This window comes from Polaribacter sargassicola (assembly GCF_021991835.1).
In the GTDB taxonomy this organism is placed as follows: Bacteria; Bacteroidota; Bacteroidia; order Flavobacteriales; family Flavobacteriaceae; genus Polaribacter; species Polaribacter sargassicola.
Genome location: NZ_JAHDAU010000004.1, coordinates 1 through 25,671 on the forward strand (window position 1 = coordinate 1; position 25,671 = coordinate 25,671).

Genomic DNA, 25,671 nt, shown 5'->3' on the forward strand with positions numbered 1-25,671 from the left:
ACAACAGACCAAGAAAAATTATTGGATATAAAACACCTAAAGAAATGATGGACTTAGAACTAAAATTTGTAGCTTAGTAACATCAAAAAAACAATACGGTTTGTTGCGTTACAACATTGAATCCAAGTAATCGCTGAAAACCTTCTTAAACTAATAATAGTATTTCCGATTATTATGTTAACCTTAAAAAATAAAAAATTAGAAACTCTGAAAGTTTTAAGTGCATTTGTAATATTTTTCCTTGTTAATCAGATTTCTGTTAACTTACCATCTATTAGTTCTGAATTTAGAATTTTTAACTCGAGTTCAAACTGGAATTGGGATGGAAAAATTTATACAATAATTTGTTCTATATTATTTCTACTATTCTACAAAAAATATCAGCTTAAAGATTATTTCTTGACTTTTAAACAGGAAAATAAGTTTTTTAAAAAAGGAGTTATAATAATTATCTCACTTTTGATTTTTAAAATTACACTGATGTTTTTTGCGCCAAATAAACTTCTGAATTGGGAAACACTTTTTTATCAATTTTCAATGCCAGGTTTAGACGAAGAAATTGCTTATAGAGGAATAATGCTTGGACTTTTGACAAAAATATTGAAATACAAAAATTTAATATTAAATTCGTCTGTTTGGATAACTGCAATATTGTTTGGATTTGCACACGGACTTTCACTTTCAAAAGAATTTAGTATAATATTTAATATATACCCGTTTTTAATAACAATGTTTTATGGATTAATTTGGGGTTGGATTACAATAAAAAGTGGGAGTGTTTTATTAGCTTTAATTTCTCACAATTTAGGAAATGGAATGGGAAATATAATTAGAATGAGATAAAAAATACTGCTTGTAACACCGTATAAAAAAAATTGCTAAATTAGTGTTTAAACAAAGGTAGTTGCATTTTTATCAACTTCTGAATTTCCTTCGGAAATTCCTCGCTGACAAAACCGCAAATTTCCTTATACAACAACGTTGGGTGTAATTAAAAAATGAAAATATTTAACGACTTTAAAAATTTTTATAATAATCAAAATTCAGAAAAATGGAATTTTGCGGAAAATTATGTTCCAGAAATTTTTGAATCAAAATTTATTGTTCATTGGATTTATGGAATAATTGAAAATTTTCCATTCGAGAAATATCCTTTAAAAAACGAAACATTTCAAGACCAAAATAAACGAGTGAAAATTGAAAAAGAATTTAATGTTTTACTTAAAAAAGAGGAACTGTATAAACCTGTTTCAATTAAATTTTTATCAGAAAAATTCAATGTGGAATATTCACAAAAAACTGTTGAATTAATCCCTGAAAACCCTGGAGTTCATTATTTGGAAAACTTAAGCATAAATAAACTTAAAGAATCTCTTGAGAAGCTGAAAGAAAAGTCAAAACTGAATTTGTTAATTTATGAAAACGAAGAATATAATTATCGAATTGAAGAATTACAAAGAGAATATGAAAATATTAGTTTGGAAAAATATTTTGAAATACAGGAATTATATAGTTTTCAATTAGACATTTGTCTTTTCGAGGAAAATTTAAACTGGTGTTTAATAACAGCTGAAGATATACCAATTCTATTGGGTTGCAAAAAAGGTTTGGAATGTGAAATTGAACAGAAAATGAATTTGGAATTATTTAAAATAGAGAATAAACAAGAAATGTATTAAAAAACTACACCCAACACCGTATAAAAAAAATTGCTAAATTAGTGCTCAAACAAAGGCAGTTGCATTTTTGCCAACTTCTGAATTTCCTTCGGAAATTCCTCGCTTACAAAACCGCAACTTTTCTTATACAACAACGTTAGGCAACATTAATGAAAAACAGCAGTATTTACATATTAAGTTTAGTATTATTAATGAATTTATTTTCTTGTAAAAAAGATAATAAACTGAAAAAAATTGAGCCCAAAACTGAAACAAAAACAACTGTTGTAAAAATTAAGGAAAATAAAATTTCGACTATTGAAAGAGATTCAACTTTGGAATTTCAAAAAGTAGATTTAATTTACACATATTCTGACAAACAAATTGACACTTTAATAGGATTTTGTAATTGCGAAAAGAACGTTAAAAAAAACACCTTAAAAATTCAAATCAGAACTGAATTTCCTTCTTTGAGTGAACTTAAAAAAGGAAATAGAAGTGCAACTGAATTTCAAATGGGAATTGAAAGACAATATAGATTTCTGACTTTTTATTTGAGAGATTCTATTGTGGAAAAAACAAAGATTTTTAAAGCATCAACAGAATCACAATTTGAAAATAAAAAAATAGATTCAAGTTCAATTAAAAACTATGAAATTAAAATCAGCAAATTTGACTATAAAATTGCTCAAAATGTTTGGGGGAATTATGAATTAGAATTGCCAAATCCTTTTGGTTTTATTGAAAATGATTTTAAAATAAAAGGAACATTCCATTGTAATAATTGGAGAATTGTAGAATATAAAGAATTGCCACATTGGACTATAAAAGGAAATAATTATATTGAATAAAAAACGTTGCCTAACACCGTGTAAAAAAAATTGCTTAATTTCAGCTTAATCAAAGTTAGTCGCATTTTTGTAAACTCCTATTTTCCTGCGGAAAATAGCCGTTCACTTTAAACGCAACTTTCCTTAACACAACAACGTTGGCAAAAATATACCTAATAATAGTTATTGTGAATTTTAAATACTATATTTATTTTTACTAAAAATCTTGAATTATGAAAAAACAATTTACTTTAGTCTTTCTTATTTTTATTTGTTTAAATTCCTTCTCCCAAGAAAAGGTTGCTTATTATCCATTTAATGAAAATGCAAATGATGAGAGTGGAAATGGATATAATGGAGAAATTTTTAACTCACTTCCAACCGAAGATAGGTTTAATAAATCTAATAGTGCTTTTCTTTTCGGTAACAACAAATACATTAAGGTACTTAATGGAAACAATATGAATGTTTTTACTAATTCAATTTCTATATCTTGTTGGGTAAAACCCATTGAACAAAATGGAGTTAATGCTATACTTGCGAAATGGCCTGTTGAACAAAGTAAAGATCATTTTGGTATTTGGTTGAGTAATATGAAACCTGTTTTAGGGATAGGTCATCCTTCAGTTTCTGTTCCTGGTATTACATTCAATTATACTTTGGAAAGTAATGAATGGTATTTTTTAACTTTTACTTGGTCAACAGGTATTCATAAATTATATGTTAATGGTGTGTTCATTGAAGAAATAGATAATCAAAACTATTCAAAAATTTCTGAATCATCAGATGCAGAATTATTTATAGGAAACGATGGTCAAAACAGGTATTTCGAAGGAAAAATTGATGAAGTTGCAATTTTTAAAAATGAATTAACACTTTCAGAAGTTCAAAATTTATATGACACTTCACTAAATATCAATGAAAATAAATTGAATGATATAAAAATTATGTTCTTAAATGGAAAAATTGAACTGTCTGACAAGGAATACTTTTTAAACATTTATGACAGTTTAGGTAAGAAAATACAAAATGAAAATTTAAGTAAAGGTTTATATATATTGAAAATTTCTAATGGAAGAAATAATTTAGTAAAAAAGCTTTTATTGAAATAATAAAATACTTTTGCCAACACCGTGTAAAAAAGAATTGCTGGTAAAAGCTTACTTACGAAAATCCTCTCGGATTTTCTTGGTTTGTGTTTTATTTACCAACTTTATTACTTGAAACACACAACTTTTCTTACACAAACACGTTATGTGTAATACAAACCAAAAGGAGAAATGAAAAAGAAAAAAATAATTTTCAACATATTAACTGCTCTTATTTTAATGATATTAATATTCCTATATATGAATAAGGATAAATTTGTCTATGTAGGTTCAGTAGACATTATTGAAGTTGATTGTAGTAATAAACATCAAATCTTGAGCGAAGTATATGAAAGTGACCAAAGGATCAGAAAAGCAAACAATCTCATCAAATACGCTAAAGAAGATCATCGGAATCAAGAATTAGTGATTAGCATTATTGAAAAGTGCGGTATGCCAACATTAAATGAGGTGACTCAAAAACATATGAATGCAATCTGGCTGGGACTGCAACACACTGATGAAAAAATTAGAAAAAAGTATTTTCCACAAATAGAGAAAGCAGTAGAAAATGGAGATTTATCTAAACAACAATATGCATTAATGAAAGATAGGATTTTAATGGATGAAGGTAAACCCCAAATATATGGTTCACAGATAAAAAATGGAAAATTATATAAATTAGAAAATCCTGAAACTGTAAACGAAAGAAGAAAGGAAATGGGAATGGAAACAATAGAGGATTATTTAAAGTATTTCAACATTCAATTTAATCCGAATTAAAAATACTACACATAACACCGTGTATAATTTACTACTAGTTTCGGTTTTTCTTGCGAAAAACCTCGCAAACGTAAAAGTCAGTAATTTGTAGTTTTTATTCGCTAAATTTACGCAGCAAATAATACACATAGAACGTTGTGCAACATACCCAAAAACCTAACTGAAATTTGACTGAATCGCTGAAAAACATATTTGAATTTCTAATTGAAAATCGAATTTACAATAAGGAATTACAAACAAGATATTACTCTGGAATTGTAAATTCGCAAAAAAGTAAAGCGGAAAAAATTGTTTCACTTTTGTATCATACAGCGAACACTCAAAGTCAACCGAAAATCGACTATCTCGCTGAATTTTATCAAAAAATCTATCAAAATACTGACTTGCTGAATTCTTTTTCTGGATTTATGTCTGTAATCAATCCGAATGGAACTGAACCGAAAAATTACAACGGACTTTACAACGGAATGCGTGAACAAAAAGGTTGGGGAGAAAAGACTTCTGCCCTATTTGTAAAAACCATTTTCCACTTGCATAATAAAGAATATCCAAATGATTTACGGATTTGGAACGATGCACCAACTGACTTAAAAAATAATGACTCATTTTATCTTCCAGTTGACGCCGTAATAATTGCAATTTTCAAGAAAATCCAATCAAAAAATTGGAACTTTAAAAATGTAAACAAAATTATCGCTGACAATTATAGCGGAAAGGACATTGAGGTTTGGGACGATTTATGGTTTTGGGGATTTATAACACAAATTGGAACTGGAAACGACAGAAAAATGGGATGGAATTTAAACAAGTATTGGACTTTGAGAGAAAGTGACAAAAGTCCGAAAATGATAAAAGAAATTAAGAACAAAGCGGAACAGTTTCTGACTGTTTTGAATAAAAAAAGTACGTTGCACAACAAAGTACTGTGGTAAAAAACAAGTAAAAACTCATTAACTTTTTACTAAAGTACTTCTATAATTATTATCATAATTAAGTCCTGATTTTGCGATAGCAAAAGCCTGTTTTAATAGCTTATTACAAACCGCTATTAAGGCTAATTTTTTGCTCTTTCCTTTGGCGACCAATCGATCGTATATTGCTTTACATGCATGGTTATATTTACAGGCATTAAAGCTACACATAAATAATAAATTCCGAAGCTTTTGATTTTCTATTTTACTAATTCGCGCACGTCCTTTTACGCTACTTCCACTTTGTCGAATCACTGGTGTTAATCCTGCGTAACTACACAATTCACTGCCGCTTGTAAAACGATCAAATCCATCGGTTAAAACCACTAACATTAATGAGGTTTTGGGACCAATTCCTGGAATGGTTTTTAAGCGTGTTAAAATATCCTGATGTACTTCTTTTACTAAAACCAACAATTTATCTTCTATCATGTTTAACTCTTTCTGAACCTGTTTTAAGCTCCGTTTTAAAGAGCTAACAACCGCTTTGCTTGGGTTACCTAAAACAGCTTCGCCATGTAGCTTGTTTTTTAACATGGTGCTTTGTTTTGTATACACACTTAGTAGTCTGGTCATTTGAAGACATTCTAATTGATGCTTTGATAAAGGAACTAATTTTAATAAAATTGACATAAAACAGCTTCAAAATATTCAACAAAAATTAAACAACAGACCAAGAAAAATTATTGGATATAAAACACCTAAAGAAATGATGAACTTAGAACTAAAATTTGTAGCTTAGTAACATCAAAAAAACAATACAGTTTGTTGCGTTACAACATTGAATCTAAAGAAAAATATGAAATCAATAACCATTTGAAATTGAATATTTTTTCATCAACTAAAAAAACTGATGTTCTATTTAATTTTGTTTCATCAATCGACTTTAATCAATATAGGTGTATTTTAGGATATTTTTTTTAAAAAATCATCATAAATTAGTTCTTTATATTTTTTACTTAGATTTTTGATTTATTACATTTCTTTTAGAATATTTATGAAAATACTTACAGATTTTCTATTAAGTTTTTATTTCCTAAATTTATTACCTAAACCATACAACTGAACAATACAAAAAACATTGTATTTAATACTTAATTCAAGATAATACTATTTACCATAAGCTATTTATCTCAAAAAAATGACTATCATTCTCTTATACTATCTTTTCCTTTTTTTTCTTGTACTTCCTTTCGGAATAATCTTAGAAAAAATAGTTAGAATTAACAATTCAGATTCAAGTCTTTCAATTATTTTCGGACTTATTTTTCTAAATTTATTTTTTTCGTTTTGGGCTTTCTTTTTTAGATTAAATTATGAGGTATTTTATGTAACGGTTTTATTATCTGTCCTTCTTTATTTAATTTTTCGTGAAGAAATTAAGATTTACTTTAAGAATTTGAACACACAATGGAAACTTTTTAGTAGGTTCTATAAACTCCTATTTAGTTTGCTAATACCTTTAGTAGCTCTTAAATCAAGTGGAATTCCTTTTATTGCAGATAACGAAAGTTATTACATTCAGACAATAAAGTGGCTTAATGAGTACGGATTTGTCAATGGACTTGCTAATTTACATATATTTTTAGCTCAAAATTCAGGTTGGCATACACTTCAGGCAGGGCTTAATTTTAGCTTTTTATATGACCGAATAAACGATATAAATGGATTTGTAGTTTTGATTTGTAGTTTTTTTTTCCTCTTAGAATTTCAGAAAAAACAACAAAAAACCTGGTTAGGTTATATTCCAATTTTCAACATTTTACTATTCCAATTTATTGATACTCCCTCTCCAGATTTGCCTATTCTACTCATCTGTCCGATACTTTTTTATTTTTTTATAGATAAACAAATCAACACCAATACAGGAAAAAAATTTGTATTACTTTTCCTTTGGCTAACCTTTATAAAACTTTCTGTAGCTCCGTTAGGTTTACTGTTTTTACTTTGGATTAATAAGCCAAAAATATTTAAATTTTTTCTTGCTTCTGGATCTCTTTTCGGAATACTATGGATAGCAAAAAACAGTATTATTTCTGGTTATCCTTTATATCCTTTTAAATATTTTGCTTTAGATGTAGATTGGTTAGTTCCAGAAAAATTACATTTTTTCATCAACGATTTAACTAAAAAAACAGGTTATTTTGAAAACAATATTTTAACTGAATTTTCATTTTTAGAAAAATTAAAGCATTGGTTTTTACTTTCAGGAATAAATTCATTTTTCAATAAAGGAATGGTTTTACTGTTCTTATCAACTTTGTTAACAAAGTCGTTTCGAAAAGAGAACAGGTATAAGATTTTATATTTTATACTACTAATACACTTTGTTTTAATTCTGATTACTTCTCCTCAATTCCGATTTTTTCTTCCTGAATTTATCTTTTTTTCTATTGTTATTGTAAGAGATATTTTAAACTGGCAAAAGAAAATTCATTTCATAAAACCTATTCTAATTATAGGCGTTATACTTCCTGTTATTTTTCTTTTTCCTGTAAGTATATCAAAACTTACAACTAATGTCCATCATAAATTATTTGAAAATTTTTCAGTTAATCAACTTGTTATTCCTCAACCTAACTCCAAATATTATGATATAAAATTTGAAGTAAAAGAAAAAGATAATCTCCTTTATTATTCTCCTAAAGAAAACTTCTTTTTCTATGGAACTGCAAATGGAAATTTACCTTGTGTAAACGAAGCTTATCTCAATTATTTTGAATATAACTACAACATTTATCCTCAAATGAGAAGCTTTGATCTAAAAGACGGTTTTTATTCTTTTGATAACAAAGAGACACATAAAAAGCCTAGCTAAAACACATTAATAAATGACAATTTATTACCAAGAAAATCAGTAATCATCAAATTCTTATAAAACTTGAACAACTATTAAATAACTATTTTAATACTAATAAAATACTTATCAATAGAATTCCTACAGTAACTCAAATTGCAAATGATTTAGGTACGATGTTAAAAAATAGTTAGTGGACAAAGTACACAACAACACTTACAAAATAAGTTAAATGAAAAGGCCAAAGAAAAATTATCTACTATAGAATTAAGCGTGAGTGAAATTGCTTATGAACGAGGCTTTGAATTTACTGCTCCATTTATCAAATTATTTAAGAATGAAACCTAAATTTCTTCTAATAAATTTAGGCAATCTTTTAATTAAGTTAAAAGCACTATCGCTAACAATGCGTAAAAAATAGTTTTTTAAAGAAGAGGTTATTTTTAATTCATTTAAATTTTTTAAATGAATTAGCTGATATCAATAAGAAAAAATCTAATAAAAGAGAATTCTGTTCAATTTTATGCTGATATTTTAAATATTACACTAGTGTATTTAAAAGAACTAAAAAAAGTTTCAAGTAAGACATCACTAATACATAAATATTTCTCCTAAAAAGTAAGTAATTCATTGTTACTTAAAGTTCACTTACAAATTTTTTTTAGCCTTTATCAAGTTTTTAGTTTGTTAAATTAGTTACTTAAATATAACACATAAGCAATTCTCAACTTTAACAGTAAATACTTTTGTTTTAAAAGTATCAGAACCTAAAAATAAATTACAGCTTTACAGGTAAAATAAAAATCGCTACATTTTACTAGACCTACTAACCAAATAGTATACAACATTCGAAAATCAGTATAAAAAAACAAGACTATCCCCAAATTACCTTTGTCTTATTAATTTTTTAAACAAAAAAACAGACAAAATGAATAAAAACCAATTTGGCAAAAAAGGTTGGATACCAGATAGAATTGTAAATTTAAAAGGTAAAACATTTGTAGTAACCGGAACAACAAGTGGAACTGGTTTTGAAGCAACAAAAATATTACTTTCTAAAGGCGCCAAAGTAGTAATGCTTAATAGAAATCCTAAGAAGACAGAAGAAACTATAAAAACTTTAAAACATCAACTTGGAGAACAAATTGATATTTTATCTATAGAAATGGATTTATCTGAACAAGCTTCTGTAAAAAAAGCAACTGCAAAAGTTTTAAATAAAGTTACCAAAATTGATGCTCTTATTTGCAATGCAGCAATTGCTCAAGTACCCAAACAAACGCTAACAATAGATGGCTGGGAAAGCCAAATGGCAACAAATTATTACGGAAATTTTACACTTCAAGCGCTATTATTTCCTCTAATTGAAAAGTCAAAAGGAAGAATTGTTACAGTTGGTAGTTTAGGATATGATATGGGTATAAAAACAATTAAATTTGATGATTTAAATTGGGATAAAGATTACACTCCAAATAATGCTTATAGTCAGAGTAAATTAGCACAAATTATGACGATTTATAAATTACAAGATAAACTTAAAGAAGTAGGTAAATTAGATGTAAAGGCTTATGCATGTCACCCTGGATCTTCTAGAACTAATTTAATAAATACAAGTGGTAGTTTTATGATGAAATTTATCTTTAATCTAATGAAATTATCACCACTAACACAATCCGCAGAAAAAGGAGCTTACCCACAATTAATGTGTGCTACAGAAGCTAATCTTGATCAAAAAGGATTTTATGAGCCAACAGGAAGAAATAATTGGACAGGTCCTGTAGGTGAACATAAAATAGAGCCACACGCTAAAGATAAAGCTGTAGCAACTAAATTATTGGAAATTTCAGAAAAAGAAACAGGTATAAAATGGAATTTATAATATCTTTATTTAAAAAAATAATGACAGTATTACTTATTATCTTAATAATTATTGGTGTTGCAACACTGCTATTTTTAAATACAGAACGATTTGGAAAACATCCATCTGGAGAACGTTTATTAAAAATAGAACAATCTCCTAATTATAAAAAAGGTAGCTTTCAAAATTTAAACCATACACCAATGCTTACAGAAGGTGTTGGGTATAGTAAAGTATTGTATCAATTTCTTTTTTCATCAAAACCAAAAGAACCAGCTATAAAAATACCTTCTATTAAAACTGATTTAAAAAATCTAAAACCTGATGAAAATGTATTAATTTGGATGGGACATTCATCATATTTTATACAATTAGATGGTAAAACAATATTAGTAGATCCTGTATTATCTGGTAATGCTTCTCCTCTATCGTTTACCACCAAAGCTTATAATGGCACAAATATTTACACAACAGATGATATTCCTACAATAGATTATCTTTTTTTATCTCATGATCACTGGGATCATATGGATTACAAAACACTCAAAAAATTAAAACCAAAAATTAAGAATGTAATTACAGGTTTAGGTAACGGTGCACATTTAGAACATTGGGGATTTAATCAAAATATAATTTTAGAAGGAGATTGGTATGATAATTTTTCTTTTGATGATAAGTTTGAAGTACACATTACACCAGCAAGACACTTTTCTGGAAGAGGATTTACACGTGCAAAAACCCTTTGGGCTTCCTTTGTATTAAAAACACCTTCTAAAACTATTTTTATTGGTGGTGATAGTGGATATGATTCTCATTTTAAAGAAATTGGAAATAAATTCGGCCCTTTTGATTTGGTTATCCTTGAAAATGGACAGTATGATAACAATTGGAAATATATTCATATGCTACCTGGAGAACAACTAAAGGCTGCAAATGATTTAAATACAACCACAATTTTACCTGTACATGCAGGAAAATTTACGTTAGCCAATCATGATTGGGATGAACCGTTTATAAACATTTCAAACAAAAAAACGGAAACAGATATAAGAATTATTACACCAATGATTGGTGAAAATGTAAACTTAAAAGATAGCTTACAACAATTTAAAAATTGGTGGAATTAAAATAATATAGAATGAAACATTTTAAAACATTATCATCATATTTAGATTATTTAGAACTTCCTCGTCCAGAACATCCTATGCTTAGTGTTTTCAACTCTAAGGAAGAAGGATTTTTGCCTTGTCCTAGAGAAAGTTCTCCTCCAATAACAAATGATTGCTACTCTATTAGCTTTAAAAAATTTGTAAAAGGAGATTTAAATTATGGAAGAACAAAATACGATTTCACCAATGGAGCTTTAATTTTTATTGCACCAAGACAAGTTCTACAATGGGATAGCAGTTTCGTGTTTGAACAGAAAGGTTTTTCTATAAATTTTCATGAAGATTTCTTGAAAGGAACAGAATTAGCCCATCAAATAAAAAAATATGGTTTCTTTTCCTATTCTGTAAATGAAGCATTACATCTTTCGCCAAAAGAAGAAAAACAAATAGAATCGATAGTTGAAAATATTGAAATTGAATATCAAAATAATCAAGATGAATTTAGCAAAGAGATTATTATTTCTCAATTAAACACTTTGTTAAAATATGCGAATCGATTTTACGAAAGACAGTTTTTAAATAGAAAAGAAATATCTAATGATTTACTAGAGCAACTAAATCTATATTTATCAGAATATTTTGAGTCTGGACAATTACAAGAAAAAGGCATACCTACTATAGAACAAATTGCAAATAAAATATCTGTTTCGCAACGTTATTTAAGCGATACTTTAAAAAAAGAAACAGGTAAAACTTCAACGGAACATTTGCAATTACACCTAATAAATGAAGCAAAAAACATATTGCTAAAACCAAATAAAAGTATCTCTGAAGTAGCTTATGAATTAGGGTTTGAATATCCCCCTTATTTTTCTAGATTATTTAAAAAGAAAGAAGGCATTAGCCCAACTGAGTATAGAGATTTATATAAAATGAATTAAAAATTATGGACATACTAAAAACAGCAACAGATTGGGCAAAAGCCGAACTATTTTCAACACCTTTTTTCATGCTTTTTGGTCTTGTATTTATGATATCAAGTATAGGATTTTGGCAGTTAGGAAAAACAGAAATGGCAAAAGCATACATAATTCCTACTTTAATAGCTGGTGTTTTACTATTAACCATAGGATTTGGTTTATTTTTTACCAATAAATCAAGAATAACACAATTTAAAACGGCTTACAATAAGGATGCTAATACATTTATAAAATCTGAAATAGAACGTACAGAAGCTACTTTAAAAGAATATAAAACTGTTGTTTTTAAAGCAATTCCTATAATAATTGCAATTTGTGCTTTACTAATTATTTTTATGAATAAACCTGTTTGGAGAGCTGCAATGATTACAACTATTGCTATGCTTATAGTTATTTTACTAATTGATGGCAACGCACATGCTAGAATAGCAAAATATCAAAAACAATTATTAATAGTTTATCAAGAACTTAAAAAGTAATATTCTAAAACATAAACTGTTTTTTAAATTATCTTGATTTATATAAACTAGAATTTCAAAAAAAGAAAACGAATAGATTGTTATTTCATGCTTGATACAAAATGTTTAAAATTTATTTTTTAAATTATTTAATTATGTAACACAAAATGTATTATGGTAAAGATTATAGAGAAATCTGATTGTGGAAATTCACCAAAAATAGAGTTTCTAAAAGAATTTAATATTGCTTTTGCAAATAACAATATAGCATTTATAACCAAAAGTGTGATAAATGAAATTGAATGGAATATTATTGGTGATAAAAAAATTAAGGGTATTGATGATTTTACCAAAAAATTAAATAAAATGAGTTCTACAAAAGTAATAGAACTAATTATTGATCAAATAGTAACTCATGGAAAAGAAGGAGCTGCAAACGGAATTATAAAAACACAAAATGGTAAAACATATGCTTTTTCTGATTTTTATAAATTTAAAGGTTTAAAAAACATCAAACTATCATCAATTACATCCTATGTAATAGAAATTTAAAGAAAAAAGAAAATGGCATTTAAAAACTATTATTTTTACTTTTAATACCGTAAAAAGGATAAATAAATGCACAAACTTATTACCTCTAAAAACTTAATAATTATAAATTTTACAATAGTTTTTTACTTTATTTTAATTTGGTTAATTAACTTTTATAAAATGGATTTTGTTTTAATAGGTGTTTTTAGAGAACTATTAACAATACCATTTCTTATAGCTCAGTTTATATTTTTAGGCATCGGAATAAAATACTTAATAGAAAAACAGACAAATTACCTAACAGTAATTAGTATTATATTATTGGCTATTTGCACTTTTATCACCACAAAAAGTTTATTTTTTTAAAACATTAAATAACAAATACCCTATCTTCTTTTTTAAACTAAAATTATCTAAATAAAAAGCAAATACATTTCAAAAAACTAATTATCAGTAATTTATATTGATTTTTAAAATAATTTGAGTATATTTAGTTTTCTTTTTCATTTAATTAAAGTCTTAAAATACTTTAATAAATTCCCATCTCTTTTTAGAGATGGGTTTTTTAATTAAAAAATTTATTTAACAGGTATACAGTTGCTAAAAATAATTTGTTATGTAAATTATATTATTTTTTTATGAGAACCATCACAATTGGGTTTACGTTTAGAAAGACCGCAAAAACAATCGTTTAAACCATAACCATCTATTATTTTTTTCATGTTTTTTTCGATTCTTGATATTTTGGTTTTAGACTGCTTTGGTTTATTAAAATGTAAAAGATAACCTCGTTGGCGGCCAACCGTTAGTTTTTTAAATGCTTTTTCAAATTCTAAATTTTCAGAAAACTTTTGTTCTAATTCTTCTAACATTTCAAAGTCAGAAGTTTTTTTATACTCAACTTTTTTTCCAGATTTTTCAATCTCAATAGCTTCTTTAATATACTCTTTTATTGTTATTTCTTTTTGTTCAATTTCTGCTAAAGTTATAAATCTAATTTGCCTAGCAGATTGTACATTTTCTGTTTGTTGTACTAAAATATTTTCAGAATTTTTAAGCAATGCTCCTTTGTAAAATAAAATTGCACAATAGTTTTTAAATTCATGAATCAATACAATATTCTTTCCATTATTTGTATAACAAGGACGTTTCCATTTAAATTCTTCCTTTAAACCAGATTCAAGTATAATTTTACGAAGTTTTGTCACTTCCTTTTTCCATTTTTTAAGTCCAATCAAATAATTATTAACCTCTTTGTTCATTTTTTATAATTTTTCTTAAATGTTATCAATAATTGAATGGTTTAAGAAATTAATTTACTAAATAAACCACAAATAGCGAAATTAAGACATCAACAATTAAACTTTCAATATTATAATTTTAGCATTTCTTACTTTATTCTTGGTAAAAAACAAATGAACTTTTTATTTGAAAAGATTATGTTTGTATATTTAAACCAACAACCAAACAACAAACATGAGCTTAGAAAAATTAAGGTACCCAATAGGTAAAGTAGAAATTCCTGAGAGTATTACCAAAAAAAATCTTGAAGAATGGATTTCTCTTTTAGAAAGATTTCCGCACGAATTAGAGTTTTTAGTAAGAGATTTATCAGACAATCAAATAGAAATTCCTTATCGAGAAAATGGTTGGACAATTAGACAAGTTATACATCATTGTTATGACAGTCATCATAATTCTTATTTACGATTTAAATGGGCTTTAACAGAACAAAACCCTGTAATAAAAGCATATAACGAAGTAAGTTTTGCTGAATTACACGATTCTAAATCTGCACCAATTCAACTATCTTTAGATGCTTTAAAAGCTTTACATGCAAAATGGGTATATTTAATACAAGGTTTATCTGAAGATGATTTAAATAAAACTTTTATTCATCCAGAAAGTAAAAAAGAAACCAGTTTAAAAGAAAATATTTGCATTTATGCTTGGCATTGCAGACATCATTATCATCATATAGAACAACTTATGATTCGTAAAGACTGGAAACAATAAATTTATAAAAACATGAAAACTGCTCAAGAATATTTTGATGAATATGCTTTAAGTCATCAAAATGAAACCAACCAAAGTATACATTACATTTGTGTACCTTTAATATTTTTTAGTGTTGTTGGTTTATTAATGAGCATACCAACCGCATTTTTAGAAAGCACATTAAACTTATCTAATCCTTTATTAGAAAATTGGGCAATTGTTGTTGGTATTATTATTTCTGTATTTTATATGCGTTTAGGTTTTTGGTATTTTACTAAAATGCTTTTTGTTATTTTGGTTTCTATAATTGGTAATTTTATGATTAGTAGTTATCTAAACATATTTTACACATCTCTAACTATTTTTGTGTTAGCTTGGATTGGGCAATTTTATGGGCATAAAATAGAAGGTAAAAAACCTTCGTTTTTAAAAGATTTAGAATTTTTATTAATCGGTCCACTATGGGTGATCGAAAAATTAAGTAAGAAAAAATAATGATGAAAGATGAAATTACTTTTGAAGACTTTTTAAAAGTTGATATAAGAATAGGTACAATAATAGAAGTAAACGATTTTCCTAAAGCTAGAAAACCAGCTTATCAATTAACCGTTGATTTTGGCGCTTTAGGCATAAAAAAATCTAGTGCTCAAATAACCGATTTATACAGTAAAGAAGATTTATTAAACAAGCAAGTTTCTGCAATTATCAATTTTAAACCGAGGCAAATTGCTAATTTTATGAGCGAAATTTTAGTAATTGGTGTTTATAATACAGAAGGTAAAGTTGTGTTGTTACAACCTTCTAAAAACATAAAAAACGGAGAACAGGTCAGTTAAGTTGTTCGTTGTTAGAAAAAATGAAAATTTTTAATATTAATTTCTAAACCTACTAATTCTTAGGATTATTCAAAATTACTAAAGCTCCTATTACGCCAGGTATCCATCCGCAAAGTGTTAGCAAAAAAATGATAATGAAAGATCCACAACCTTTATCTATAACAGACAATGGTGGAAAAATTATAGCAAATAATACTCTAAAAAAACTCATTTATACTTATTTAGTTGGTTGTATAAATAAGACGACTTAAAATTAATATTGTTACAGTTTTAAAAGTTAACAAAAATAAAAAAGACCCAAAAATTTAAAATTTTGAGTCTTTTTTATTTTTTAGATATTTTTTTACATTTTATCACCAAAGAAAATAGTATTCATTAATAACTTATTGGTACCAAACCAAAAAGCTCTAAAATTGGTATTATCTGTAAAAACAATTGCTCTACCTCTACCAAACCTTTGTACTTTAAAAGGCACAGTATTTTTAATCACTTTTGCATTTTCTTTAGATATATAACCACTTAACAAAGGATTAGAAGTATACTGAATAGGGTTGTTATAACTATCTTTATCTGCTTTTATAAACATAGTAGAGTTTCTAAAAAAAGCAAGTTTATTGTCTTTATAACCAAAATTAATTGGATGAGAACGGTCTAAATTAGCTTCAAAAATAGCACCACCAATAACTTGTGCACCAGATTTTAAAGATTTATTTTCAAAGGTAATTCCTTCTATATTTTCTCTTTTTGGACTTTCAAACTCCAATTTCATTATTTTGTTACTTGCCAACCATTTTGCAGTATTTTTATAACCAACTAAAACACCTCCATTTTGTGTCCAAGCTTTTAGTTTTTCTATAGCATCTTTACCAATTCTACTACTTGGCACAATAATATGAGTGTATTTATTTAAATCTACTCTTGTAAAATAGCTCATATCTATACGTGTTAAACGCATATCAAAACGTTGATCAAATAAATGCCAAATTTCTCCAGAATCATTTCCTGCAATTCCATCACCAACCAACATTGCTACTTTTGGTTTTGTAATAGCTTTAAAACTATTAGAACCTAAATCTATCCCGTCATTTAAACCCGTAGAAACTCCTACTATTTTAACATGACTTTCTAAAGCTGTTTTTTCTAAGAATTTATACATTTCATCAGCATCTAAAACTTGATTTTGAACCGGAATAAAAATGGTTCCATAATCGTAAGAATTACCGTCATTTTTAAAGTTATTCATAGAAACTTTTGCTCTTAAATCTTTTTGTAAAATAGCATTTAAGGCTTTTGGCGTATAAAACTCATTCCAAGGCATTAAGTAACCATAATTACTTTTAGATGAAATTGTACCAGCATTTAATTTTAAATCTGTTATTTCTTTTCCTGCTTTTGCAAGCGATACATTTTCTGCATAATCAACATCAAAAGCATGGTTAAAAGTCCATGCAGAAATATCATAAAACAAACTATCTTTAAAAGTTGTTCTAACATCAAACATTGCTTTTACCAAACGTTGATTCTTTTGGTTCATTGGCACAACGTAACTATAACCTTTTTTAAACGTTTTTCCGTTTTCTGTAAAATCAGATTTTACTTCGTGTATTTTTACTTGATGTGTTTTTAAAATTTCTGCCAAATGATACGTTTTTGCAGCATCTTTTTCATCACCAAAAACAATAGCTTTACTACTACCTGTATTTCTAGATTCTTTGTAAAAATCTTGTTGATATTTTAAGATTTTAGTTCTCATATTTTTTGCTGCTTCTAAAGTTGATAAAGCAGCAGTAAATTGATTTCTAATGGTAAAAGGGAAAGTTAAAACTCCGTTTACAGTTTCTTGTGCATGTCCTCTAGAACTTCCTTGCTCAAATAAAATACCAATACTACCGTTAATGTCTGGAAAAGTAGAACCTTTACCATAATAAAAATCATCGTAACTTTCTTCTGAATAATACATAGAACCTATTTTATCAAATGCTTTTGCATGATAAGTTCCTATTTCTTTTGTTAAATCCTGATTCATTTGTGGCGTTAACGGATTTGTTCTACTCGGAATTCCTGGTTGAAAAAAGAAACTAGAATTGCTTCCCATTTCATGATGATCGGTTAAAATATTTGGCAACCATTTATGAAAACTAGCAATTCTTGCTCTACTTTCTGGTAATTGTACTGGCAACCAATCGCGGTTCATATCAAACTGATAATGATTTGTTCTTCCTCCTGGCCAAACTTCTTTATATTCTCTATCGTTAGGATCTGGGTTAATATTTTTACTCTTATTTGTATTTGCCCAATAAGAAAAACGCTGTAATCCATCTGGGTTAAATGAAGGATCGAAAAGAATAATTGTATTGTCTAAAATAGCATCTATATTTTCTGCAGCAGCTAAATAATATGCAACTGCCAATGCTGCGTTAGAACCACTTGCTTCATTACCATGAATAGAAAATCCTTGATAAACTACAATTGGATCATTAGAAACATCTATAGTTGCATCGTTGGTAGCATCAATATGCTTTTTTCTAATACTTTCTATATTTTTATGGTTTTCTGGTGATGTAATTGTTAATAAATACAACTCTCTTCCTTCAAAAGTTTTACCTCTTTTTTCAATAGAAATTCTATCTGATGCAGCTGCTAAAACCTTCATATACTCCGCTAACTTATCATGTGTAACATGCCACTCTCCTACTTCATGATCAATGACAGATTTTGGTGTTGGTATACTTTTATTGTAAGTAACATTTTGGGGTAAATAATAAGATAAATCTACTTCTTGCCCAACCAAAGAAAAGGTAGACAAAAAGAATAAAAATAATAGTTTTTTCATGTGGAATTGAATTTGATTATCTCCAAATATAACAATTCAATTAATTATTGTTTTATACTTTAACATTTCTTTATTTTTGCAAAATGGTTAAAGACATTCAACTCCGTGTAAATTTAGTAGAAGAACGAAAAGAAAACATTCTTTTACACAAAGCTGCTAAGCAATTAGGAGTTGATAAAAACGAAATTTCTGCTGTAAAAGTTTTGCGTAAATCTATAGATGCACGTAAAAAAGACATTATTTTTAATTATAAAGTTGCTGTTTATGTTAACGAAAATATACCAGAAAAATCTGATTATATTTTTGACTACAAAGATGTTTCTAACGCAAAAGAAATACATATTGTTGGTTTTGGCCCTGCGGGGATGTATGCTGCTTTGCGTTGTATAGAGTTAGGTTACAAACCCATTGTTTTAGAACGCGGAAAAAATGTACAGGATAGAAGACGAGATTTACGTGCAATAAATCAAGAACATTTTGTTAACGAAGATTCTAATTATTGTTTTGGTGAAGGTGGCGCAGGTACGTATTCTGATGGAAAATTATATACCAGAAGTTTAAAACGAGGTGATGTTAGGCGTATTTTTGAAAACTTAGTTTTTCATGGAGCAACAGATCAAATTTTGGTAGATGCACATCCACACATCGGTACAAATAAATTGCCGAAAATCATTCAAAATATTCGTGAAAATATTATAAAATTTGGTGGTGAAGTTCATTTTGAAACTAGAGTTACCGATTTTATTGTTAAGAATAATAAATTACAAGCTATTCAATTACAAAACGGACAAGAAATGTCTGTAAATTCTGTAATTTTAGCTACCGGTCATTCGGCTAGAGATATTTACGAATTGTTACACAAAAAAGAAATTGCTTTAAAAGCAAAATCTTTTGCAATGGGAGTTCGTGTAGAACATCCACAAGAAATTATAGATCAAATTCAATATCATTGTTCTGGAAAAAGAGATGAGCTTTTACCAGCTGCAGCTTATAGTTTAGTACACCAAGTTAATAAAAGAGGTGTCTATTCTTTTTGTATGTGTCCGGGCGGATTTATTGTACCTGCAGCAACTGCAAACGGAGAAGTTGTTGTAAACGGAATGTCTCCTTCTCGTAGAAATAACAAATTTGCCAATTCTGGTATTGTAGTAGAATTAGATATTGATAGAGATTTTAAAAAATATGAAAAATTTGGTGCTTTAAAAGGATTAGAATTTCAGAAAGATTTAGAAAAAATTGCTTTTTATGCTGGTGGAAGAACACAAACCGCTCCTGCACAAAGATTAGCAGATTTTATTGACGGAAAATTATCTACAGATTTAAATGACTGTTCTTATCAACCTGGATTAAAATCGGCTCCGTTACACTCTCTTTTGCCAAAAATAATTGGAAGTAGATTAAGAAAAGGGTTTGCTGCTTTTGGACAAAAAATGCATGGTTATCATACAAACGAAGCAAATATTATTGGTGTAGAATCTAGAACTTCATCACCAGTAAATATACCAAGAAAAGAAAATTTAGAACATATAGAAATTAAAGGATTGTTTCCTTGTGGAGAAGGTGGTGGTTATGCTGGTGGTATTGTTTCTGCTGCAATGGACGGAGAACGTTGTGCAGAAGCTGCAATTGCACAACTATAAAATTGTAAATATTTTTTGCAAGTATATTGTTACATTACCAATAACAATTCCTAATTTTACTTTCTTTAAATTACATGCATGAAAATTACAATTGGTAGAATTGATAAAGGAGATTTTCCAGAACTATCATTAGAAGAAATCGATTTAAAAATAGATTCTGGTGCTTACACATCTTCTATACACTGTTCTAATATTGAAGAAATAGTTAAAGATGGAGTAAGTTTTATTAAGTTTAAATTATTAGACCCAGAACATTATTTATATAATAATAAAGAGTTTTCTACTAAAAATTATGATACTAAAACGGTAAAAAGTTCTAACGGAATTTCTGAAAACCGTTTTTTAATAAAAACTGAAATTGTACTTTTTAACACTACTTTTCCTATTCATTTAACACTAAGTGAGCGAAAAGACATGAAATTTCCCATACTTTTAGGGAGAAAATTTTTAAACAACAAGTTTGTGATAGATACTGCTGAGAAAAATCTATCTTTTAAATTAAAAAACAAGACCAAATGAGAATTGTAATTCTTTCTAGAAATCCTAACCTATACTCTACTAAAAGATTAGTTGAAGCAGCAAAAAAAAGAAAACACGAAGTTATTGTTGTAGATCATTTAAAGTGTAATATAGAGATAGAAAAAAAGTCTCCAAAAATATTTTACAAAGGTGAATATTTAGATAATATTGATGCTATCATCCCAAGAATTGGTGCTTCTGTAACTTTTTATGGTACAGCCGTAATTCGTCAGTTCGAAATGATGAAAGTTTTTACCTCTGTAAGTTCTATTGCCTTAACAAGATCTAGAGATAAATTAAGTAGCTTACAAATATTAGCAAGAGCTGGTGTGGGTTTACCTAAAACTGTTTTTACTAATTATACAAAAGATGTAGCACATGTGGTAGATTCTGTTGGTGGAGCTCCTTTAGTTTTAAAATTGCTAGAAGGTACACAAGGTTTAGGTGTAGTTTTAGCAGAAACAAAAAATGCTGCAACATCTGTTTTAGAAGCTTTTAATGGTCTAGGTGCAAGAGTAATAGCACAAGAATTTATAAAAGAAGCAGGCGGTGCAGATATTAGAGCTTTTGTTGTAGATGGTAAAGTAGTTGGCGCTATGAAACGTCAAGGAAAAGAAGGAGAATTCCGTTCTAATTTACACAGAGGTGGTAATGCAACCGTAATAGAATTAACAGACGAAGAAGAAAAAACGGCATTAAAAGCAACCAAAGCTTTAGGTTTAGGTGTTGCTGGGGTAGATATGTTACAATCATCTAAAGGACCATTAGTATTAGAAGTAAATTCTTCTCCTGGTTTGGAAGGTATAGAAGTTGCCACAGGAAAAAATATTGCCAAAGAAATTATTAGATATTTAGAAATACATGCCGAGTAATCCATTTAAACTTTTAGGAAAAGAAATTCCTAAAGGAAAAAGTACTGTTTTAGACTTAGAAGTTGCTAAATTACATACAAGAACTACAGTAAAAGTACCAGTTATTATAGAGCATTCTAATGAAGAAGGACCTGTTGTTTTATTATTAGCCGGTGTACACGGAGATGAAACCAATGGAGTTGGAATTGTTAGAGAAATTATCAGCCAGAAAATAAACAAGCCAAAAAAAGGTACAATTATTTGTATTCCAGTTTTTAATATTTTTGGATATTTAGTTCAAACAAGAGAATTTCCTGATGGTAGAGATTTAAATAGAGTTTTTCCAGGAACTTTAAATGGTTCTTTAGCTAGCCAATTTGCATATCAGTTTACCAAAGAAATTGCTCCTTTTGTAGATTATGTTATCGATTTTCATACAGGTGGTGGTGATAGAGATAATATTGCTCAAATAAGATGTGCAATTGAAGATAAAAAGGGATTAGAATTAGCTAAAGTTTTTAATCCGCCAATGATTGTTTTTTCTAACAATATATCTAAATCTATAAGATATACATTAAATAAAATGGATAAAACTATTTTATTATTTGAAGGAGGAAAAACAAAAGAACTAAACCCTACTATTATTAATGAAGGTGTAAACGGAACCAAAAATGTTTTAATTCATTTAGGTTTAATAGACGGAGAAATTACTGTTAGAGAAAAACCTGTTTTAATAGAAAAATCTAAATGGTTAAGAGCTTCTCATTCTGGTATGTTTAAAATTATGGTTAATAATGGTTCTTTTGTAAAAAAGAAAGAATTAATTGGCGTAATACAAGATCCTTTTGGTGAGTTTAAAAAGAAAGTACATGCTCCTTTTAATGGTTACATTTTTTGTATAAACAAAACACCAATTGTAAATAAAGGTGATGCTTTATTCCATATTAGTATAGATGCATAAACTTTAAATTTTCTCTTATACAAAATCTAACAAAAAACTTACATTTGCAATATGCGAATAGATATTATTTCAGTAGCTCCAGATTTATTAGAAAGCCCTTTTAATCATTCTATTATAAAAAGAGCAAAAAACAAAGGGTTAGCAGAAATTATAATTCACGATTTACGTGAATATGGTTTAGGTAATTACAAACAAATTGACGACACTCAATTTGGTGGCGGCGCTGGTATGGTAATGATGATAGAACCTATTGCCAATTGTATAAAAAAATTACAGGTAGAAAGAAGTTATGATGAGATAATTTACATGACACCAGACGCTAAAACATTAAATCAATCTACCGCAAATACTCTCTCTTTAAAAGAAAACATTTTAATTTTAACCGGTCATTACAAAGGTATAGACCAAAGAGTTAGAGATAAATACATTACCAAAGAAATTTCTATTGGAGATTATGTTTTAACTGGCGGAGAATTAGCTGCAGCTGTTTTAGTAGATGCTGTTGTTAGGTTAATTCCTGGTGTAATTGGTGATGAACAATCTGCTCTTACAGATTCTTTTCAAGACAATTTATTATCGCCACCTGTTTATACAAGACCTGCAGAATTTGAAGGAATGAAAGTTCCTGAAATATTATTATCTGGTAATTTTCCTAAGATTGATGATTGGAGAAGCGAAAAAGCTTTTGAAAGAACAGAACAAATAAGACCCGATTTATTAGAAGATTAATTATTATAAAGTAGCACTTTGGATACAATAAAAACTTTCTTAAAAAATAATAAAGCCATTTCTTGGGTTTTAGGTTTTCAATTATTTAGACTGATTTTATTACCTTTTATGGGCTTAATGCCGCAAGATGCTTACTATCATTTATACGGACAAAATTTATCTTTATCTTATTTTGATCATCCAGGAATGATTGGATATATTCTAAGGATTTTTACAGATGTTTTTGGTCAAACTATTTTTGCAATAAAATTTGCCGATTTTGTAATTACATCACTTACTATTGTTAGTTTTTACAAATTAGCTTCTTATTTTTTATCAAAACAAAAACTACAAAAAGCCATTGTTTTATTGGCTTCTACCATTTTTATTTCTATTTTATCTTTTAATTCTACACCAGATGTTCCGCTTTTATTATTCTGGACACTAAGTTTAATTTGTTTATATAAAGCTATTTTTGAAGATAAAAAAGTTTTTTGGGTTCTTGGAGGAATCGCCATGGGATTTGCTTTTGATAGTAAATACACTGCTATTATATTACAATTTGGGTTACTTGCTTTTCTTATTTTTTCTAACAAGTACAGAAAACTATTAATTTCTCCTTGGTTATGGATTTCTTTAATTGTTTCTATTGCAATAACTTTTCCGGTTTGGTATTGGAACTATCAAAACGAGTTTGCTTCTTTTGCTTTTCAAGGAGGAGAAAGAACCAGTTCTATTACAAAATTTAAATTTTCTCCAAACTTTTTCTTTGGTGCAATTGGGCATCAAATGGTTTTATTATTACCTGTTTTATTTTTAATTTTTGTAACGTTTACATATAAATATATAAAAAGAGCGTTGTTAAAATTTAGAATTCCACAAGCCAAAACCCTGTTTTTGTTGGCCTTTTTTGTTCCTACTTTTGTTGGCTTTTTTATTCTTACACCTATTTATTGGGTAAAATTGAATTGGATGATGCCTTCTTATATTACAGGTATTATTCTGGCAGCAATGTTTATCAACAAAAAACTACTAAAAGCTCAGGTTATAATATCAATTGTTTTTCACGTACTTATTAGCTTGCAAATTCTCTTTTATTTAGTACCTATTAAAAGTGATGATACTTGGGTTGGTTGGCAAGAATTATCCGAAGAAATTAAACTTTTACAACAAGAAAAAACAGATACATTTGTATTTTCTGATGATAATTACAAAACATCTGCGTGTTTAAATTTCTTTATGGAAGATAGAATTTACGCGCAAAACATTATCGGTTTACCAGCTTTACATTTCGATTATTTAGGTGATGATTTATCAACCTTAAAAAATAAAAATGCCATTTTTATAGATTCTGATAAACGTTTTAAAAACAAAGATAAAAAAGGAGAAAATCATCCATTATTATCTACTTATTTTGATAAAATTACCGAACTAGAACCAATTATCATTAAAATAAACGGAAAAGAATCTCGTAAGTTTTTCGTTTTTTATTGTGAAAATTATAAGCCGAATCTTTTATTAAACGATAATAATTAAGCACAAAAAATCTCTAAATATTCAAATAAATATTTAGAGATAATAATTATTTTTTTAACTAGTTATAAGCTCCTGCAGAATAATTCAGTTCGTAAGAATGTGAATAAACCTCAAAAACATTACCAAAAGGGTCTTCTACATAACACATACGGTATGGTTTTTCTCCTGGATAATATTCTCTAATTGGCATTCTTTGTTTACCACCAGCAGCTACAATTTTCTTTACCAATCCTTCTATATCTGGATCTTGAATTGCAAAGTGAAATAATCCCGTTTTAAACGGCTCAAAAGTTGGTTTTAAATCTTTACTCTGCGGAAATTCAAACAACTCAACTCCTATTCTATCACCTGTAGAAAGATGTGCAATATTAAAGGTTTTCCATCCTGTACCAAACACATCAATACACATTTGACCAATAGCAGTTTCATTCTCTTCTTTTATTACAGTTGGCTCCATAATTATATAAAAACCCAATACTTCTGTATAAAACTTTACCGCTTTCTCAATATCTGGTACAGTAATACCTATATGAGAAAAAGTTCTTGGGTAAGGTTTTTCTATATTCTTAGAATAATCTGCTTTTTTAACAGTTTGTGCATAACCGATTGTAGAAATCATGAAAACACAAAAGGTCATTTTTAAAAATTTGTTCATTTTTATTATTTTAAATTTAGTGCAAAACTACAGCACAAATACATGTAAAACAATAAGTTACCAGAACATCA

25 protein-coding genes and 2 pseudogenes are annotated in these 25,671 nt (G+C 27.8%); 22 read left to right on the forward strand and 5 right to left on the reverse strand.

Going from position 1 to position 25,671, the window contains the following annotated elements:
- Window positions 1-174: 174 nt before the first annotated feature.
- The 6 genes from KI686_RS07590 (at window position 175) to KI686_RS07615 (ending at window position 5,291) form a co-directional block, all read left to right on the forward strand.
- Window positions 175-843, forward strand: coding sequence for a CPBP family intramembrane glutamic endopeptidase (locus KI686_RS07590; RefSeq protein WP_237588680.1), 669 nt, complete (start codon window positions 175-177; stop codon window positions 841-843).
- Window positions 844-998: 155 nt separating this feature from the next.
- Window positions 999-1,679, forward strand: a complete 681-nt coding sequence (locus KI686_RS07595) for a hypothetical protein (protein ID WP_237588681.1) — start codon at window positions 999-1,001, stop codon at window positions 1,677-1,679.
- A gap of 191 nt (window positions 1,680-1,870) precedes the next feature.
- Window positions 1,871-2,509: a hypothetical protein gene (locus KI686_RS07600; RefSeq protein ID WP_237588682.1), complete on the forward strand. Its 639-nt coding sequence runs from the start codon at window positions 1,871-1,873 to the stop codon at window positions 2,507-2,509.
- 212 nt (window positions 2,510-2,721) lie between these two features.
- Entirely contained in the window at window positions 2,722-3,600 is an 879-nt protein-coding gene (locus tag KI686_RS07605) for a LamG-like jellyroll fold domain-containing protein (RefSeq protein WP_237588683.1), read from the forward strand.
- Between the two features lie 168 nt (window positions 3,601-3,768).
- The gene (locus KI686_RS07610; protein ID WP_237588684.1) at window positions 3,769-4,359 is read left to right on the forward strand and encodes a DUF6624 domain-containing protein; all 591 of its coding nucleotides are present in this window, start codon (window positions 3,769-3,771) and stop codon (window positions 4,357-4,359) included.
- Window positions 4,360-4,526: 167 nt separating this feature from the next.
- A complete protein-coding gene (locus KI686_RS07615) occupies window positions 4,527-5,291 on the forward strand; it encodes a hypothetical protein (protein ID WP_237588685.1) in 765 nt (254 codons plus the stop codon).
- 18 nt (window positions 5,292-5,309) lie between these two features.
- Here the strand turns inward: KI686_RS07615 and KI686_RS07620 are convergent.
- Window positions 5,310-5,933, reverse strand: a pseudogene (locus tag KI686_RS07620) (IS110 family transposase); the annotation flags it as partial.
- A gap of 1 nt (window position 5,934) precedes the next feature.
- Here KI686_RS07620 and KI686_RS17300 point away from each other — a divergent pair.
- The 7 genes and pseudogenes from KI686_RS17300 to KI686_RS07650 all read left to right on the forward strand — a co-directional run.
- Window positions 5,935-6,072 (forward strand): annotated as a pseudogene (locus KI686_RS17300) (IS30 family transposase); the annotation flags it as partial.
- 399 nt (window positions 6,073-6,471) lie between these two features.
- Window positions 6,472-8,148 (forward strand): LIC_10190 family membrane protein, encoded by a 1,677-nt coding sequence (locus tag KI686_RS07625; RefSeq protein ID WP_438617005.1) that lies wholly within the window; start codon window positions 6,472-6,474, stop codon window positions 8,146-8,148.
- 907 nt (window positions 8,149-9,055) lie between these two features.
- Window positions 9,056-10,006 carry an SDR family NAD(P)-dependent oxidoreductase gene (locus tag KI686_RS07630; protein WP_237588687.1) on the forward strand — a complete coding sequence of 317 codons (951 nt, stop codon included), beginning with the start codon at window positions 9,056-9,058 and terminating at the stop codon, window positions 10,004-10,006.
- Between the two features lie 20 nt (window positions 10,007-10,026).
- Entirely contained in the window at window positions 10,027-11,112 is a 1,086-nt protein-coding gene (locus KI686_RS07635) for an MBL fold metallo-hydrolase (protein WP_237588688.1), read from the forward strand.
- A gap of 11 nt (window positions 11,113-11,123) precedes the next feature.
- Window positions 11,124-12,035 carry a helix-turn-helix domain-containing protein gene (locus tag KI686_RS07640; protein WP_237588689.1) on the forward strand — a complete coding sequence of 304 codons (912 nt, stop codon included), beginning with the start codon at window positions 11,124-11,126 and terminating at the stop codon, window positions 12,033-12,035.
- A gap of 5 nt (window positions 12,036-12,040) precedes the next feature.
- Entirely contained in the window at window positions 12,041-12,553 is a 513-nt protein-coding gene (locus KI686_RS07645) for a hypothetical protein (protein WP_237588690.1), read from the forward strand.
- A gap of 153 nt (window positions 12,554-12,706) precedes the next feature.
- Complete coding sequence (locus KI686_RS07650) at window positions 12,707-13,084, forward strand: nuclear transport factor 2 family protein (RefSeq protein ID WP_237588691.1); 378 nt, start codon at window positions 12,707-12,709, stop codon at window positions 13,082-13,084.
- Between the two features lie 602 nt (window positions 13,085-13,686).
- Here KI686_RS07650 and KI686_RS07655 read toward each other — a convergent pair.
- On the reverse strand, window positions 13,687-14,325 hold the full coding sequence (locus KI686_RS07655; protein WP_237588692.1) for a DUF1801 domain-containing protein: 639 nt from the start codon (window positions 14,323-14,325) through the stop codon (window positions 13,687-13,689).
- Window positions 14,326-14,539: 214 nt separating this feature from the next.
- Here KI686_RS07655 and KI686_RS07660 point away from each other — a divergent pair, with 214 nt between their 5' ends.
- From KI686_RS07660 to KI686_RS07670, 3 genes are read left to right on the forward strand one after another with little or no spacing between them, the layout of a single operon-like run.
- Window positions 14,540-15,079: a YfiT family bacillithiol transferase gene (locus KI686_RS07660; protein WP_237588693.1), complete on the forward strand. Its 540-nt coding sequence runs from the start codon at window positions 14,540-14,542 to the stop codon at window positions 15,077-15,079.
- Window positions 15,080-15,091: 12 nt separating this feature from the next.
- Window positions 15,092-15,556: an Mpo1 family 2-hydroxy fatty acid dioxygenase gene (locus KI686_RS07665; protein WP_237588694.1), complete on the forward strand. Its 465-nt coding sequence runs from the start codon at window positions 15,092-15,094 to the stop codon at window positions 15,554-15,556.
- 2 nt (window positions 15,557-15,558) lie between these two features.
- Entirely contained in the window at window positions 15,559-15,897 is a 339-nt protein-coding gene (locus KI686_RS07670; RefSeq protein ID WP_237588973.1) for a tRNA-binding protein, read from the forward strand.
- Window positions 15,898-15,949: 52 nt separating this feature from the next.
- On the opposite strand, the gene KI686_RS07675 is transcribed toward KI686_RS07670, so the two are convergent.
- Together KI686_RS07675 and KI686_RS07680 are read right to left on the reverse strand one after the other, a co-directional pair.
- The gene (locus KI686_RS07675) at window positions 15,950-16,081 is read right to left on the reverse strand and encodes a YqaE/Pmp3 family membrane protein (RefSeq protein ID WP_237588974.1); all 132 of its coding nucleotides are present in this window, start codon (window positions 16,079-16,081) and stop codon (window positions 15,950-15,952) included.
- A 159-nt stretch (window positions 16,082-16,240) separates the two neighbouring features.
- Entirely contained in the window at window positions 16,241-18,730 is a 2,490-nt protein-coding gene (locus KI686_RS07680; protein ID WP_237588695.1) for a M14 family zinc carboxypeptidase, read from the reverse strand.
- Window positions 18,731-18,813: 83 nt separating this feature from the next.
- Here KI686_RS07680 and KI686_RS07685 point away from each other — a divergent pair, with 83 nt between their 5' ends.
- The 6 genes from KI686_RS07685 (at window position 18,814) to KI686_RS07710 (ending at window position 24,945) form a co-directional block, all read left to right on the forward strand.
- Window positions 18,814-20,370, forward strand: coding sequence for an NAD(P)/FAD-dependent oxidoreductase (locus KI686_RS07685; protein ID WP_237588696.1), 1,557 nt, complete (start codon window positions 18,814-18,816; stop codon window positions 20,368-20,370).
- Window positions 20,371-20,448: 78 nt separating this feature from the next.
- Entirely contained in the window at window positions 20,449-20,889 is a 441-nt protein-coding gene (locus KI686_RS07690) for an ATP-dependent zinc protease family protein (protein ID WP_237588697.1), read from the forward strand.
- Window positions 20,886-21,761 carry a 30S ribosomal protein S6--L-glutamate ligase gene (rimK, locus tag KI686_RS07695; RefSeq protein WP_237588698.1) on the forward strand — a complete coding sequence of 292 codons (876 nt, stop codon included), beginning with the start codon at window positions 20,886-20,888 and terminating at the stop codon, window positions 21,759-21,761. The genes KI686_RS07690 and rimK overlap by 4 nt, the downstream gene beginning before the upstream one ends.
- Window positions 21,751-22,701 (forward strand): succinylglutamate desuccinylase/aspartoacylase family protein, encoded by a 951-nt coding sequence (locus tag KI686_RS07700; RefSeq protein ID WP_237588699.1) that lies wholly within the window; start codon window positions 21,751-21,753, stop codon window positions 22,699-22,701. Before rimK ends, KI686_RS07700 begins: the two co-directional genes overlap by 11 nt.
- A gap of 51 nt (window positions 22,702-22,752) precedes the next feature.
- On the forward strand, window positions 22,753-23,430 hold the full coding sequence (gene trmD / locus KI686_RS07705) for a tRNA (guanosine(37)-N1)-methyltransferase TrmD (protein ID WP_237588700.1): 678 nt from the start codon (window positions 22,753-22,755) through the stop codon (window positions 23,428-23,430).
- 18 nt (window positions 23,431-23,448) lie between these two features.
- Window positions 23,449-24,945, forward strand: a complete 1,497-nt coding sequence (locus tag KI686_RS07710) for a glycosyltransferase family 39 protein (protein ID WP_237588701.1) — start codon at window positions 23,449-23,451, stop codon at window positions 24,943-24,945.
- Between the two features lie 58 nt (window positions 24,946-25,003).
- Here KI686_RS07710 and KI686_RS07715 read toward each other — a convergent pair whose 3' ends face one another.
- Complete coding sequence (locus KI686_RS07715; protein ID WP_237588702.1) at window positions 25,004-25,600, reverse strand: lactoylglutathione lyase family protein; 597 nt, start codon at window positions 25,598-25,600, stop codon at window positions 25,004-25,006.
- Window positions 25,601-25,671: the final 71 nt, after the last annotated feature.

What these genes read in the sequence shown, in the direction of transcription:
- KI686_RS07590 (WP_237588680.1), top strand. Translation starts at nt 175, where the DNA reads ATGTTAACCTTAAAAAATAAAAAATTAGAAACTCTGAAAGTTTTAAGT.
- KI686_RS07595 (WP_237588681.1), top strand. Translation starts at nt 999, where the DNA reads ATGAAAATATTTAACGACTTTAAAAATTTTTATAATAATCAAAATTCA.
- KI686_RS07600 (WP_237588682.1), top strand. Translation starts at nt 1,871, where the DNA reads ATGAATTTATTTTCTTGTAAAAAAGATAATAAACTGAAAAAAATTGAG.
- KI686_RS07605 (WP_237588683.1), top strand. Translation starts at nt 2,722, where the DNA reads ATGAAAAAACAATTTACTTTAGTCTTTCTTATTTTTATTTGTTTAAAT.
- KI686_RS07610 (WP_237588684.1), top strand. Translation starts at nt 3,769, where the DNA reads ATGAAAAAGAAAAAAATAATTTTCAACATATTAACTGCTCTTATTTTA.
- KI686_RS07625 (WP_438617005.1), top strand. Translation starts at nt 6,472, where the DNA reads ATGACTATCATTCTCTTATACTATCTTTTCCTTTTTTTTCTTGTACTT.
- KI686_RS07630 (WP_237588687.1), top strand. Translation starts at nt 9,056, where the DNA reads ATGAATAAAAACCAATTTGGCAAAAAAGGTTGGATACCAGATAGAATT.
- KI686_RS07635 (WP_237588688.1), top strand. Translation starts at nt 10,027, where the DNA reads ATGACAGTATTACTTATTATCTTAATAATTATTGGTGTTGCAACACTG.
- KI686_RS07640 (WP_237588689.1), top strand. Translation starts at nt 11,124, where the DNA reads ATGAAACATTTTAAAACATTATCATCATATTTAGATTATTTAGAACTT.
- KI686_RS07645 (WP_237588690.1), top strand. Translation starts at nt 12,041, where the DNA reads ATGGACATACTAAAAACAGCAACAGATTGGGCAAAAGCCGAACTATTT.
- KI686_RS07650 (WP_237588691.1), top strand. Translation starts at nt 12,707, where the DNA reads ATGGTAAAGATTATAGAGAAATCTGATTGTGGAAATTCACCAAAAATA.
- KI686_RS07655 (WP_237588692.1), bottom strand. Translation starts at nt 14,325, where the DNA reads ATGAACAAAGAGGTTAATAATTATTTGATTGGACTTAAAAAATGGAAA.
- KI686_RS07660 (WP_237588693.1), top strand. Translation starts at nt 14,540, where the DNA reads ATGAGCTTAGAAAAATTAAGGTACCCAATAGGTAAAGTAGAAATTCCT.
- KI686_RS07665 (WP_237588694.1), top strand. Translation starts at nt 15,092, where the DNA reads ATGAAAACTGCTCAAGAATATTTTGATGAATATGCTTTAAGTCATCAA.
- KI686_RS07670 (WP_237588973.1), top strand. Translation starts at nt 15,559, where the DNA reads ATGAAAGATGAAATTACTTTTGAAGACTTTTTAAAAGTTGATATAAGA.
- KI686_RS07680 (WP_237588695.1), bottom strand. Translation starts at nt 18,730, where the DNA reads ATGAAAAAACTATTATTTTTATTCTTTTTGTCTACCTTTTCTTTGGTT.
- KI686_RS07685 (WP_237588696.1), top strand. Translation starts at nt 18,814, where the DNA reads ATGGTTAAAGACATTCAACTCCGTGTAAATTTAGTAGAAGAACGAAAA.
- KI686_RS07690 (WP_237588697.1), top strand. Translation starts at nt 20,449, where the DNA reads ATGAAAATTACAATTGGTAGAATTGATAAAGGAGATTTTCCAGAACTA.
- rimK (WP_237588698.1), top strand. Translation starts at nt 20,886, where the DNA reads ATGAGAATTGTAATTCTTTCTAGAAATCCTAACCTATACTCTACTAAA.
- KI686_RS07700 (WP_237588699.1), top strand. Translation starts at nt 21,751, where the DNA reads ATGCCGAGTAATCCATTTAAACTTTTAGGAAAAGAAATTCCTAAAGGA.
- trmD (WP_237588700.1), top strand. Translation starts at nt 22,753, where the DNA reads ATGCGAATAGATATTATTTCAGTAGCTCCAGATTTATTAGAAAGCCCT.
- KI686_RS07715 (WP_237588702.1), bottom strand. Translation starts at nt 25,600, where the DNA reads ATGAACAAATTTTTAAAAATGACCTTTTGTGTTTTCATGATTTCTACA.